Source organism: Mesorhizobium sp. M1088 (assembly GCF_040318575.1).
Lineage (GTDB): Bacteria > Pseudomonadota > Alphaproteobacteria > Rhizobiales > Rhizobiaceae > Mesorhizobium.
In genome coordinates, this window is sequence record NZ_JAMYMO010000012.1 from 1 (window position 1) to 13,632 (window position 13,632).

The window sequence follows — 13,632 nt, forward strand, 5'->3', positions numbered from 1 at the left end:
GGGGCTTACTAATGGGCGCGACGCCTGCTGGGCTTTTCATTCTCGGCCGCCACGGGCCAGCTGTACCGTGTCTAACTGTATATCACCTTTTTGGGGGGCGCGGTGCGCAGGGCGCTTTCGGTCGAGCCGCGCGACGGACGGCTTTGTGTGTTCATGCCGCCGGTCGAGGCGCTGGAGGATTATCTCGAACTGGTGGCGGCGGCTGAGAACGCGGCAAGGGCGATCGGCCTGCCGGTGCATATAGAAGGCTACGGCCCGCCGCACGATCCGCGCCTCAATGTCATCCGTGTCGCACCCGATCCCGGCGTCATCGAGGTCAATATCCACCCCGCTGCGAATTGGCAGGATTGCGTGGCGACGACCACGGCGATCTACGAAGAGGCGCGGCAGACGCGGCTTGGCGCCGACAAGTTCATGATCGACGGCCGCCACACCGGCACCGGCGGCGGCAACCACGTCGTCGTCGGCGGCGCAACGCCCAATGACAGTCCGTTCCTGCGCCGCCCCGACCTGTTGAAGAGCCTGGTGCTGCAATGGCAGCGGCATCCGTCGCTGTCCTATCTGTTCTCCGGCCTGTTCATCGGCCCGACCAGCCAGGCGCCGCGCTTCGACGAGGCGCGCCACGATTCGCTTTACGAACTCGAAATCGCGATGGCGCAGGTGCCGCATCCGGACAAGGGCGCGGCACCCCTGCCGTGGCTGGTCGACCGGCTGTTCCGCAATCTTCTGACAGACGTGACCGGCAATACCCATCGCTCGGAAATCTGCATCGACAAGCTGTTTTCGCCGGACGGGCCGACCGGCCGGCTCGGGCTGGTCGAATTCCGCGGCTTCGAGATGCCGCCCAACGCGCGCATGAGCCTGGCGCAGCAATTGCTGGTGCGCGCCATCATCGCCCGGGCCTGGAAGAACCCGCTCGACGGCCGCTTCGTGCGCTGGGGCACTTCGCTGCACGACCGTTTCATGCTGCCGCATTATGTATGGGCGGATTTTCTCGATGTGCTGGACGACCTCAAGCTGAACGGCTTTGCGTTCCGTCCGGAATGGTTCGATGCCCAGCTCGAATTCCGCTTCCCGTTCTGCGGCGACGTCCAGCATGCCGGCGTCAAGCTGGAGCTCAGGCAGGCGCTCGAGCCGTGGCACGTGATGGGCGAGCAAGGCGCGATCGGCGGCACCGTACGGTTTGTCGATTCCTCCGTCGAAAGGCTGCAGGTGAAGACCGAGGGGCTCAACCCGGAGCGTCACGCCGTCGTCTGCAACGGCCGCGTCGTGCCGATGAAGGTGACCGACAACCGCGAGATCGCGGTGGCCGGCGTGCGCTTCAAGGCCTGGCAGCCGGCGTCCGGCCTGCATCCGGCGCTGCCGGTCAACACCCCGCTGGTCTTCGACATCTATGACCGCTGGTCGGGCCGCGCAGTCGGCGGCTGCGTCTACCATGTCGCACATCCCGGCGGGCGCAGCTATGACACCTTCCCGGTCAATGGCAACGAAGCGGAGGCGCGGCGGCTCGCTCGCTTCGAGCCGCGTGGCCATACGCCGTCCAGCTATGTGCTGCGCAACGAAGAAGCCTCTGAAGATTTCCCGATGACCCTTGACCTTCGGCGGCCGCAAAGACTCTGATCAGCCATGGCGAAGGGGAATCACAAAAGGCTGCGCAGCAAGCCGCAGACCCACAGTCTGCTGGAGCACTACCAGCCGATCGACGGCGTCGTCGACGAGATGGTCGATGCGTCGGGCAATCCGCGGCCGGCCTGGCGGCACTTCATCGAGTCGCTGGAGGACCTGGGGCCGGAAAAGCTTGCCCAGCGCTTCGCCCGCGCCGACCAGTACCTGCGCGACGCCGGCGTCTACTACCGCGTCTATGACAAGGCCGGCGCCAACGAGCGGGAATGGCCGCTGGCGCATGTGCCGCTGCTGATCGAGGAGCAGGAATGGGCTGACATCAGCGCCGGCCTGGTCCAGCGCGCCGATCTGTTCGAGGAGACCATCGCCGACATTTACGGGCCGAACCGGCTGGTCGAGAAAGGCATTCTGCCGGCCGGATTGATCGCGGCCAGCCCGGAATATTTGCGGCCGGTCGTCGGCACCAGGCCGGCCAGCGGCCATTTCCTGCATTTCTGCGCCTTCGAGCTCGGTCGTGGCCCGGACGGCCGCTGGTGGGTGCTTGGCGACCGCACACAGGCGCCGTCGGGCGCCGGCTTTGCGCTGGAAAACCGCGTCGCCACCACGAGGGCGCTGTCCGACATCTACGGCGAGATGCATGTGCACCGCCTGGCCGGCTTCTTCCGTCGCTTCCGCGACGCGCTGATCGGCATGGCCAAGCAAGCCGGCGGCCGTGTCGCCATCCTGACGCCGGGACCGCTAAACGAAACCTATTACGAACATGCCTATATCGCCCGCTATCTCGGCATCATGCTGCTCGAGGGCGAGGACCTGACCGTCTCGGGCGGCAGGCTGATGGTGCGCACGGTTTCGGGGCTGATGCCGGTGAGCGTCTTGTGGCGGCGGCTCGACGCCGCCTTCGCCGATCCGCTTGAATTGCGGCCGGACTCGCAGATCGGCACGCCGGGGCTGGTCGAGGCGGTTCGGCAAGGGGCGGTTTCGGCCGTCAATGCGCTGGGCTCCGGCCTGATGGAGACGCGCGCGCTGCTCGCCTTCCTGCCCAAGATTTCGCGCGCCCTGCGCAACGAGGAACTGCTGCTGCCGACGGTCGCGACATGGTGGTGCGGGCAGGAGACGGAGCGTGAACATGTGCTCGCCAATATCGATAGCATGGTGATCGGCCCGGCGCTGTCGACGCGGCTTGCCTTCGAGGACGACGGCTCGACCAAGCTCGGGTCAGCGCTGTCGGTCGAGGAACGGGCCGAGCTCGTCGCCAGGATCGAACGGGACGGCGGCGACTTCGTCGGCCAGGAAGCGGTGACGCTGTCGACCACGCCTGTCTATGTCGGCGGCTGGCTGGAGCCGCGGCCGGCAAGCCTGCGCGTCTATCTGGCGCGGACGCCGGAAGGCTGGACGGTGATGCCGGGCGGTTTTGCCCGTGTCGGCTTTTCGCTCGACCCGACGGCCATTGCCATGCAGCGCGGCGGCCAGGCGGCGGATGTCTGGGTGGTCAGCGACAGGCCGGTCGAGCGCGAGACGCTGCTGCCGCAGGAGCACGACAGCTTCACCCGAACCCTGCCGGGCAGTCTGCCCAGCCGCGCGGCTGAGAACCTGACATGGCTCGGCCGCTATATCGAGCGATCGGAAGACACGGTGCGCATCCTGCGCGCCTACCATGTGCGGCTGGCCGAGACATCCGATCCCGAGATGCCGCTGCTCGCCGATATCAGCGACTATCTCGCGCCGTTCGGCATCGACGTCGAAACGGCAATCCCATTGGGGCTCATCGGCACGCTGGACAGCGCCGTTTACAGCGCCGGGCAGATCCGCGACCGCTTCTCGCCCGATGGCTGGCTGGCATTGAAGGATCTGTCGAAGACCATCCATCAATTTGCCGCGACAGTGGCGCCGGGCGACGACGCGACAAGGGCAATGACGGTCATCCTGCGCAAGCTGGCCGGGTTTTCCGGCCTGCTGCACGAGAACATGTACCGCTTTGCCGGCTGGCGTTTCCTGGAAATCGGCCGCAGGCTCGAACGCGGCATCCAGATCGCCCGCACGCTCGCCCGGCTGACCGGAGCCCAGGCGCCGGAAGGCGCGCTCGACATGATGCTGGAGATCGGCGACAGCGTCATGACCCACCGTCGGCAGTATCCGGTGCAGGCGGGGCGGCGCACGGTGGTCGACCTTTTGGCGCTCGATCCGCTCAACCCGCGCTCAATCCTTTTCCAGCTCGAACGGCTGAAAGCCGAAATCGCGCTGCTGCCCGCTGTCGGCGCTGAAGGCCATATGTCGCCGGCGGCCAAGGAAATCCTGCAGCTCAACACGTCGATCGCCATCAAGGAGCCCTCGGACATGACGGCCAAGGCCCTCGGCGATCTCGCCAATGAAATCGGCGGGCTCTACAACAGCCTCGCCAAAGCCTATTTCGGGTAGAGACAGCATGCTCTACGACATCAGGCTTCACCTGCGTTACGACTATGATGCGGCGGCCGGCGGCGGCCGCCATCAGGTGCGCGTGCTGCCGCCGACCATCCCTGGCGTGCAGCGCGTCATTGCCGCTTCACTGTCTTTTGTGCCGGCGCCCAGCGAACGTTCCGACTTTTCCGACTTTTTCGGCAACAGTGTCACCTCGATCGCCTTTCGTGACGCGCATGATGCGCTCGACATCAGGATGAGCGCGCGTGTTTCAGTGTCGCGGCCCGAACCCGGGCTCGACGTATCGCCGGACATACGCCGGCTGAGGGAAGAACTCGGCGCAGTGCACTCGCTGGCGCCGGCTTCGCCGCATCACTTTCTGGCCGCCAGCGATCATGCCGGCATCGACGCGGCAATCACTGCCTATGCGAAAGGCAGTGCCGGCAGTTCGACAGTCGGCACGGCCATGGCTCTGTGCAACCGCATTCACCGCGATTTCACCTATGACGGCGAGGCGACCACCGTGCAGACGCGGGCCAGCGACGCCTTTGGCCTGAAGCGCGGCGTCTGCCAGGATTTTTCCCACATCATGATCGCCGGCCTGCGCGGCCTCGGTATTCCCGCGGGCTATGTCAGCGGGTTCCTGCGCACCATCCCGCCGCGCGGGAAGCCGCGGCTCGAAGGTGCCGACGCCATGCACGCCTGGGTCAAGGTGTGGTGCGGGCGCGATGCCGGCTGGCAGGAATTCGATCCGACCAATGGCATGCGGGCAAGCAACGACCATATCACGGTCGGCTACGGCCGCGATTACTCCGATGTGGCGCCGATCGTCGGCGTGCTGAAAACCACCGGCGGGCAGGTCGGCGAGCAAGCGGTCGACGTCATTCCGGTCGTGCTCGAAAAGGCGTGACGACGCACGTCTTCGTTGCACGGCGACGTCGATAGGCTGTTCTGGAACCAAGAGATCAAGAGGCGTTGGAACCCGCAGCCGGCAAGCGGCTTATCTACGGAAATTCCGTGGAGAGGACATGCTGGACAAATCCGGGTCGTCGTCTGGCCAATCGGCTGTGAGGAAAGCTGCACCAAAAAACGCGGTGCCGCACAACGGAGCGCTGGAGAACGGCGCGCAAGCCTCGGCCGTTCGGGCCTCGCTCAACTATGTCACCGACACTGAACCCGGTATTCGCCGGCTGCGTTCGGGCAAGGGGTTCTCGTACAAAGGACCCGACGGGCGGATTGTCGACGGGGAGGCGCTGGCACGCATCAAGGCGCTCGCCATTCCACCGGCCTGGACGGATGTGTGGATCTCGCCGGATGCCGACGGTCACATCCAGGCGACCGGTCGGGACCAGCGCGGCCGCAAACAATACCGCTATCACCCGCACTGGGCGGAGGAGCGTGACGGCGTCAAATATTCGAGCCTGATCGCCTTCGCCGAAAGCCTGCCCGAACTGCGGCGGCAGATCGACGTCGATTTGCGCCGTCACGGCCTGCCGCTGGAACGCGTCGTTGCGGCTATCGTCTGGCTGCTCGACAACACGATGATCCGTGTCGGCAATGCCGCCTATGCCCGCGACAACAAGAGTTTTGGGCTGACCACGCTGCGTGACCGCCATGTCGACATCAAGGGCTCGAGCCTGCGTTTTGCCTTCATCGGTAAATCCGGCAAGGAATGGAGATTGAAGCTTGTCGATCGCCGGATTGCCAAGGTCGTGCGTGGAGCGCAGGACCTGCCGGGCCAAAAACTGTTCCAGTATCTCGACGAGGACGGAAACAGGCATCCGGTGCGCTCAGACGACGTCAACCGCTATATCAGGGAGAACGCCGGAGCGGAGTTCAGCTCCAAGCACTTCAGAACCTGGGGTGGCACCATCCATGCGGCGTCGCTGTTTGCGCAAACCGAACGTCCGGAAAGCCAGGCGCAGCAAAAGCGGGTGATGAACAATGTCATCGACAAGGTTGCCGAGCGGCTCGGCAATACGCGCGCGGTTTGTCGCCAATGCTACATCCATCCGGAAGTGTTCCGCGCCTGGCCCGAAGGACGGCTGCTGGACGAAATGGCGGATGCCAACCAAGGCAAGCGCTCGATCGCCGGGCTCGACGACGAGGAGGCCTTGGTCTTGAGATGGCTGAAGGCGAGGGAATGACGCCGGGACCCAGCTCTTAACCGAAATGTGAAAACCAAGCAGATAGGGGTGCCGAATCCGTTTGCAGCATTGGTGTGCTGGGCGATCTTCTTGCCGAAAATATCCTCGTGCGGCATTCTGCGCACCCGATTGTAGCAAAATGTCCCATTTTGCGGCGTCGCAAAATTCAATCGCAAAACTGTCGCTTTAATGGGATTTTCGCGACAAAGGAATGACGCAGCAGGGTGGCCATCATACCCTGACCGGCACGGAAACTTACGGCATGGCGAAGCTCGTTTTTGGAATGAATCTCTCCCTCGACGGTTATGTCGACCATCAGGAATTTGGACCTGATCCTGCTCTCTTTCGTCATTGGATCGACCACGTCCGCGACCTGACAGGCAGCATTTACGGTCGACGCATTTATGAAGTCATGCGCTATTGGGACGACAACCATCCTGAGTGGACCCCGGAGCAACGCGACTTCGCGATGGCGTGGCGAAGCCTGCCGAAATGGGTCGTGTCCCGCTCGTTGAAGTCGATCGGCCCTAACGCAACGCTTGTCATGGATGACGTCGAGGTGGTGATACGCGGGCTGAAGACCCGGCTTGCAGGAGAGATCTCCGCCTCCGGACCGGAGTTGGCGCAAAGCCTGACTGACCTCGGTCTGATCGACGAATACCGTCTCTACTTTCACCCTGTGGTGCTTGGTCACGGCAAGCCCTTCTTCACCGGTCGTCGGCCGCCGCTCCGCCTTGTGGCCAGCGATCGGATCGGCGGGGAGGTCATCAGGTTGACTTACGTTCCTGCCTGACCACGGATTGCGCCGACCGTCATGGCCGCTTCGAGGTCGAAAACCGCTGCCTTCGTGTCGCGAAAATCCTGACTTTTGCACTATTTGCATCCAGATCTGGGTGCGGCAAGGTGACAAGTAGTCCTTGATGCAGCCCGAAGAAAAGAGGCTTGCGGCGACTATACAAATTTTTGTATAGTCGCCGCATGAAAATGCTCAAGTTCCGGGGCAGCGCCCTCAATGATCTGCGCGCTTTCCCGAACTCGGCACGGCGCGAAGCGGGCTACCAGCTCGACAAGGTACAGAATGAGCAACCTCCAACCGACTGGAAGCCAATGGCGACAATCGGGAAGGGTGTGCAGGAGATCAGGATTCGGGACGAAGCCGGCGCCTTCCGGCTGATCTACGTCGCCAAAGTCGCCGATGCGGTCTACGTGCTGCATTGCTTTCAGAAGAAAACGCAGAAGACCAGCAAAATGGATCTGGACCTGGCTACGAAACGCTACGGCGATCTGATGAAGGAGTTAGGCCAATGAGCAACGAGACTTTTGCAAGCGTGTGGGACGCCATCGAAGACACCCCCGCCGAAGCAGAGAACATGAAGCTCCGCTCCACACTGATGATGGCGCTGGAACAGCATATCCGGGCAAAGGGCTGGACGCAGGTCGAAGCCGCGCGCCGTCTCGGCGTGACGCAGCCCCGCGTGTCCGATCTCCTGCGCGGTAAGATCAACCTGTTCGCCCTCGACACCCTCGTCAACATGGTGGTCGCGGCCGGACTGCATGTTGAAATGCGCGTTCTGGAATATGCCTAATCGGCATTTGCCGGTTATTTTGTCGCTTCAATCGGGAATTTCGCGATACGGCAAGATCGCGGAAGGTTGGAAAACGGCCGATCGGCTTCGGGTGGGGGTGTCAAAAGCCCCCGTTTTCCAAGGCACGGAAAACTTCCGCCTCGGGAATGGTGCTTGAAGCGGCGGTTGCCCAAACGACGCATGTTCTCCCCTGCTGCCCATAGACGGCAATTCGACTTCCGGGACCGCTTCCGCTGTGACCGATGGGATGGGCGAGCGAGTTCGTTGCCCGCAGCATCAGCCCCAATCCGTATGCTGGATCGGGATGGAGTTCAGAGCGGAATTGCGGGAGCGGCCTGTGTTCGAGCATTCTGGACAGCGCGTTCCCGTCGACCAAATTGTCGGCGAGTAGATGGCGAAGAAGTCGGGCCGCATCCATCGCCGTGCCGACCACCAATCCGTGATAGACCCAGGCCGGATGATAGCCGATCGCATCGCCCATCTGCACGTCTGCTAAATCAGCCGGAGTGAGGGCGAGCCGGGCCGTGGCGAGTTCGGCAGGGATGAATACGAGGTTGGAAAGAGCCTCGGAAAGAGGGACATTCGTTGCCTCCTCGATCAATCGGGCGACCTCCTGGTAGCCGATGTTCGAATAAGCCCACCCTTGACCGGGTTCGTATCGCAGCCGATCCGCTTCGACTGCATTCAACAGGTCATCAACAGACCACGGCGGACGACCCGCTTCAACATCGGCGTGGTAGGCCGGAAGGGAACCGTAGTCTGGTAACCCCGCCTCGTGCTGTAGGAGTTGGGCAGGTGTGAAAGATTTCCCCTCGACAGCTTCGTCGAGGTTGATCTTGCCGCGTTCCGACAGGCGCAACAGAGCAACGGAGAGCGCCGTCTTCGTAAAGCTCCACCATGGAATCGAATCCGTAACGCCCGTTGCGTCTGTTTCGCCATCGTCACGAATGAACACTTTTGCTTCCATGCCGCATCATAGGCAGCCTGGGATGACGACGCGAGAACCCTCCGCTCTTTGGAGAGAATCCGACGTTCATCAACTTCTCGACTGCATCGATTCCGGTGTCGCGAAACTCCTAAGTTTTGCGACAAAATCGATCGCGTTGAATTTTCAGGGAAGTTCCTGCCGCAAAGTCAGTCGCAAAAATTCGAAGTTATGCGACCGACTTTTGCAGCAGAAAGCATTCCACATTTCAGTTAGGGGCTGGGACGCCGGACGGAGCGTATTTTTTTGTCGACGCCATGTCGGCATCGGTCCTAGTGTTTCGTCCTTTGACAGAGAAAAGGACGACCCATGCTCTACGCGATCCTCTGCTATGCCTCCGAAGACGTCGTCTGCTCCTGGAGCAAGGAGCAGGACGACGCCGTCATGGAAAAACTTCTGGGTGTGCAGGAAAAATATGCCCAGGCGGGCCGGCTTGGCCCGGTGGCGCGGCTCTTGCCGACGACCGCGGCGACGACGCTGAGGAAGGTCAAGGGCGAATCGATCGTCATCGACGGCCCGTTTGCCGAAACCAAGGAACAGTTCCTCGGCTTTTACACGCTCGAATGCGCCGACCTCGATGAGGCCGTCGACTTCGCGCGCGAGCTTTCCGAGGTCAACCCGAGCGGCGGCTCCTACGAAATCCGGCCGGTCTCGCTCTTCAATCCCGCCAAGGTTTCCGCATGACCGAACTCGCCTGGATCAGCACGGCAATCAGCACCGCTCGCCCGCAGGCGATGGGGGCATTGCTGCGCTACTTCCGCGACCTCGACGCGGCGGAGGAAGCATTCCAGGACGCCTGCCTGAGGGCACTGAACAACTGGCCGAAAAACGGTCCGCCGCGCGATCCGGCAGCCTGGCTGATCTTCGTCGGCCGCAACAGCGGCATCGATGCGGTGCGCAAGCGCGCCAAGCAGGCGCCGCTGCCGGAGGAGGACCAGATCTCCGATCTGGAGGATGCCGAGAGCGACGTCGCCGAGCGGCTGGACGGGGCGCATTACCGCGACGATATTTTGCGGCTGCTGTTTATCTGCTGCCATCCCGACCTGCCGGCCACACAGCAGATCGCGGTGGCGTTACGCATCGTCTCCGGCCTGACGGTCAAGCAGATCGCCCGCGCCTTCCTGGTCGGTGAAAGCGCCATGGAGCAGCGTATCACGCGCGCCAAGGCGCGTATCGCCGACGCCGGGGTGCCGTTCGAGACGCCGGGAGCGGTCGAGCGCTCCGAACGGCTCGCCGCCGTCGCCGCCATGGTCTACTTGATCTTCAACGAAGGCTATTCCAGCAACAGCGGCGAGGCTTCGGCGCGTGCGCCGCTTTGCGAAGAGGCGATCCGGCTGGCCCGGCTGCTGCTCAGGCTGTTCCAGACCGAGCCGGAGATCATGGGGCTGACGGCGCTGTTGCTGCTGCAGCATGCACGCTCGCCGGCTCGCTTCGACGAGAACGGCGAGATCGTGCTGCTCGAAGACCAGGACCGCAGCCTGTGGAGCCGCAAGATGATTGATGAAGGCCTGGCGCTGGTCGATAAGGCGTTGCGCCATCGCAAGCCCGGTCCCTACCAGGTGCAAGCGGCGATAGCCGCACTGCATGCGCGGGCGGAAAAGCCCGAGGATACGGACTGGAACGAGATCGACCTGCTCTACGGCCTGCTCGAGCAGATGCAGCCGTCGCCGGTGGTGACGCTCAACCGCGCCGTCGCGGTCTCCAAGGTGCGTGGACCGGAAGCCGCACTCGCCATGATCGAGCCGCTGGAGGGAAGGCTTTCCGGCTATTTCCATTTCTTCGGCCTCAAGGGCGGACTGCTGATGCAGCTTGGCCGCGGCGAGGAGGCGCGCGTCGCTTTCGACCGCGCCATCGCGCTTGCCAATACGGCCGCCGAGGCAGCGCATATCCGCATGCATATCGACCGGCTGATGAAAGAAAGCGCCGTGCGGGAAACCGCCAAGACGGCACACTGATTCGCTCCATCTGGCTGGTTCAACAGTCGGACGCCGGCTTGGACCATGCCGGGGTGGCGATTTCTCCCTGAAACGCGTAATGCCACGCCATGACAGCGCCTGGTGTGCCAACCGGCAGGGAGCGGGTATGGCGCAAGGCTCGGACCGACGCCATATGAGCGACGGGATCTGAAAGGGATGAAAATGACGATTGCGAAGGAAACGGCCGGGCTTCTGGCGAAACTGGGCGTTGCCGAGCGCGCGCTTACGGGCGGCGATCTTATCGTGCGCAGCCCGGTGACCGGCGAGCAGATCGCCGCGCTGAAGACCATCTCGCCGGCCGATGCGGCAACGACCATCGACAATGCCCACAAAGCTTTCCTGGCGTGGCGGCAGGTGCCAGCTCCCAAGCGTGGCGAACTGGTGCGGCTGCTCGGCGAGGAATTGCGCACACACAAGGCCGAGCTTGGCCGGTTGGTATCGATCGAAGTCGGCAAGATCCCATCCGAAGGTCTTGGCGAAGTGCAGGAGATGATCGACATCTGCGATTTCGCCGTCGGTCTTTCCCGGCAATTGTACGGCCTGACCATCGCCACCGAGCGTCCCGGCCATCGCATGATGGAGACCTGGCATCCGCTCGGCGTCGTAGGCGTCATCTCGGCCTTCAACTTTCCGGTCGCGGTGTGGTCGTGGAACGCAGCACTTGCGCTGGTCTGCGGCGACGCGGTGGTGTGGAAGCCGTCGGAGAAGACACCGCTGACGGCGCTCGCCTGTGAGGCGATTTTTGCACGCGCGGTAAAGCGTTTCGGTGCTGACGCGCCGCAGGGACTGGCGCCCGTGCTGATCGGCGATCGCGCCGTCGGCGAGATCCTGGTCGATCATCCCAGGGTGCCGCTGGTCTCGGCCACCGGCTCGACGCGCATGGGCAGGGATGTCGGCCCACGGCTGGCGAAGCGCTTTGCCCGTGCCGTGCTGGAGCTCGGCGGCAACAATGCCGGCATCGTCTGCCCGACGGCCGATCTGGACATGGCGCTCCGCGCTATCGCCTTCGGCGCCATGGGCACGGCCGGCCAGCGCTGCACGACGCTCAGGCGCCTGTTCGTGCATGAGAGCGTCTATGACCAGCTCGTTCCGCGCCTGAAGAAGGCTTATGAGAGCGTCTCGGTCGGCAATCCGCTGGAGACAAGCGCTCTGGTTGGCCCGCTGATCGACAAGGCTGCCTACGAGAATATGCAGAAGGCGCTGGAGGAGGCGGCTTCGCATGGCGGTAAGATAACCGGCGGAATGCGGGTCGAGAACGGTCACCCCGACGCCTACTATGTGCGTCCGGCGCTGGTCGAAATGCCGCGGCAGGTTTCGCCGGTGACGGAGGAAACCTTCGCGCCCATCCTCTATGTGATGAAATATTCGGACTTCGACACCGTGCTAGAAGAACACAATGCGGTGGGAGCGGGGCTGTCATCCTCGATCTTTACCCGCGACCTGCAGGAATCCGAGCGCTTTCTTAGCGTCGACGGATCGGACTGCGGTATCGCCAACGTCAATATAGGCACGTCAGGGGCCGAGATCGGCGGTGCCTTCGGTGGCGAGAAGGAAACCGGCGGCGGCCGCGAGAGCGGCTCCGATGCCTGGAAGGCCTATATGCGGCGCGCCACCAATACGGTGAATTATTCCAAGGCGCTGCCGCTTGCGCAGGGCGTGTCGTTCGACATCGATTGAAATGCCAGATCTCCGTCGCGGCGGCGCCAAGGCTGCCACGACGGCGGTCAGCTCGCCGTTCAGCTGGCTTGCGAAGTTACAACACAGCTGTCGAAGGCTGCATCGATGATGGCGAGCTTGATGGCGGTCATGTATTCCTGATAGAACTCGCTCGACACCCACATGACCGAGTGACCGCGCTGGCCCAACCAGCCGACGCTGCCGAGTTCTTCGGCATCGCCCAATTTGCGTGACAGGTGGGTCCGGGAAAGCTTGAGCCAGTTCGCGAAATCTCCGATTGAGACGACACCGGTCGGGATTCGGTCCAGGTCGGCATGATCGGGTCGACGCCGGACATCAGCCAATCCATGACGATGCCGCCATTGTCGAGCCAGGTGAACAAGGAAAAGGTCTGTCTCGGCTCCCGCACGGCATGCGACGAAAGCAGGCCGTCGGCCACCAGCGGCTGCAGTTTGGCGAGCATGTCCGGTTGTGCGACGAATGCAGCCAGTCGAAATCCGCTGTCCAGGCTGTCCAGGCTGTCCAGCGTTCTGAGATGAGCCATGACCCAGCCGGCAACCGTCTCCAGAGTGCCCGCGGTCGGCTCAAAGGGGCGGATGCGCCCATATTTGATCGGCAGATGCCGGATGAAACCGTAATGCAGCATCACCTTCAGGAAGGCATCGGCGGTGTTGCGGCTGGCCACCGAATGCCGGCAGATGTCGTCCATGAACCGTGCGGATGTAAGTCCCTTGCGATGATCGTCCGGCTCTCGATTGAAATACAAGGCAAGGCCGATATGGGCCATCAGCCAACGTTGTTGGGTGGCGAATACGGAGGCCAGCCGCGGGTTCGCTTCATAGGTCTGGAGAAGCGTCCGCGACTGAGCCTGGACATGGCGACGCAGCGCCGGATGGCGGGCAATGTCTTCAGAAACCAGCGCCATCCCCGCCGAGCCCAACCAAATTTGCAACTGGAAATACGATCACAATTTCAGCCTTCGCGGGTCGTGTCCAGAGCCGGCGCATCAGGATACGAGCCGAATCCCGCCGGCTGGTGGCTGAATTCCGCCACTTGATCGCCGAAGCTGATCTCGCGAGGCGCTGATCTCGCTGCAGAAGGCTAGCCTGCTCGAACCTGCCAATGATGGCCTCGCCCCGTCCAGCCCGTGCTCCCGCCGATGGCGACGCGGAACCAACACAAGCTTTGCTCGTTGAAGAACGCTGATTTGGACTGAGACTGTGAGGAACTACAAAATGGAG

General features: G+C 62.9%; 10 protein-coding genes and 2 pseudogenes. 10 read left to right on the forward strand and 2 right to left on the reverse strand.

All coding sequences use genetic code 11. The annotated features are described in order from the left end of the window. Positions 1–36: 36 nt before the first annotated feature. The 7 genes and pseudogenes from NKH49_RS16735 to NKH49_RS16765 form a co-directional block, all read left to right on the forward strand. Positions 37–1,620, forward strand: a pseudogene (locus NKH49_RS16735) (transglutaminase family protein); the annotation flags it as partial. Positions 1,621–1,626: 6 nt separating this feature from the next. After that, positions 1,627–4,038 (forward strand): circularly permuted type 2 ATP-grasp protein, encoded by a 2,412-nt coding sequence (locus NKH49_RS16740; protein WP_352926797.1) that lies wholly within the window; start codon positions 1,627–1,629, stop codon positions 4,036–4,038. A gap of 7 nt (positions 4,039–4,045) precedes the next feature. Beyond that, the gene (locus NKH49_RS16745; RefSeq protein WP_352448166.1) at positions 4,046–4,930 is read left to right on the forward strand and encodes a transglutaminase family protein; all 885 of its coding nucleotides are present in this window, start codon (positions 4,046–4,048) and stop codon (positions 4,928–4,930) included. 118 nt (positions 4,931–5,048) lie between these two features. Beyond that, the gene (locus NKH49_RS16750; protein ID WP_352926800.1) at positions 5,049–6,167 is read left to right on the forward strand and encodes a DNA topoisomerase IB; all 1,119 of its coding nucleotides are present in this window, start codon (positions 5,049–5,051) and stop codon (positions 6,165–6,167) included. Positions 6,168–6,429: 262 nt separating this feature from the next. Further along, positions 6,430–6,960 (forward strand): dihydrofolate reductase family protein, encoded by a 531-nt coding sequence (locus NKH49_RS16755; protein WP_352926965.1) that lies wholly within the window; start codon positions 6,430–6,432, stop codon positions 6,958–6,960. A 185-nt stretch (positions 6,961–7,145) separates the two neighbouring features. After that, complete coding sequence (locus NKH49_RS16760; RefSeq protein WP_352926802.1) at positions 7,146–7,475, forward strand: type II toxin-antitoxin system RelE/ParE family toxin; 330 nt, start codon at positions 7,146–7,148, stop codon at positions 7,473–7,475. After that, complete coding sequence (locus NKH49_RS16765) at positions 7,472–7,753, forward strand: helix-turn-helix domain-containing protein (protein WP_352469576.1); 282 nt, start codon at positions 7,472–7,474, stop codon at positions 7,751–7,753. The genes NKH49_RS16760 and NKH49_RS16765 overlap by 4 nt, the downstream gene beginning before the upstream one ends. A gap of 100 nt (positions 7,754–7,853) precedes the next feature. Here NKH49_RS16765 and NKH49_RS16770 read toward each other — a convergent pair whose 3' ends face one another. Continuing rightward, positions 7,854–8,720 carry a serine hydrolase domain-containing protein gene (locus NKH49_RS16770; protein ID WP_352469577.1) on the reverse strand — a complete coding sequence of 289 codons (867 nt, stop codon included), beginning with the start codon at positions 8,718–8,720 and terminating at the stop codon, positions 7,854–7,856. A gap of 327 nt (positions 8,721–9,047) precedes the next feature. On the opposite strand from NKH49_RS16770, the gene NKH49_RS16775 reads away from it, so the two are divergent. From NKH49_RS16775 to amaB, 3 genes are all read left to right on the forward strand, one after another. Next, the gene (locus NKH49_RS16775; RefSeq protein WP_254817007.1) at positions 9,048–9,422 is read left to right on the forward strand and encodes a YciI family protein; all 375 of its coding nucleotides are present in this window, start codon (positions 9,048–9,050) and stop codon (positions 9,420–9,422) included. Continuing rightward, positions 9,419–10,693, forward strand: a complete 1,275-nt coding sequence (locus NKH49_RS16780) for an RNA polymerase sigma factor (RefSeq protein ID WP_352448164.1) — start codon at positions 9,419–9,421, stop codon at positions 10,691–10,693. The genes NKH49_RS16775 and NKH49_RS16780 overlap by 4 nt, the downstream gene beginning before the upstream one ends. Before the next feature lie 183 nt (positions 10,694–10,876). Next, on the forward strand, positions 10,877–12,391 hold the full coding sequence (gene amaB, locus NKH49_RS16785) for an L-piperidine-6-carboxylate dehydrogenase (protein ID WP_352568310.1): 1,515 nt from the start codon (positions 10,877–10,879) through the stop codon (positions 12,389–12,391). A gap of 59 nt (positions 12,392–12,450) precedes the next feature. Here amaB and NKH49_RS16790 read toward each other — a convergent pair. Further along, positions 12,451–13,316 (reverse strand): annotated as a pseudogene (locus tag NKH49_RS16790) (hypothetical protein). Positions 13,317–13,632: the final 316 nt, after the last annotated feature.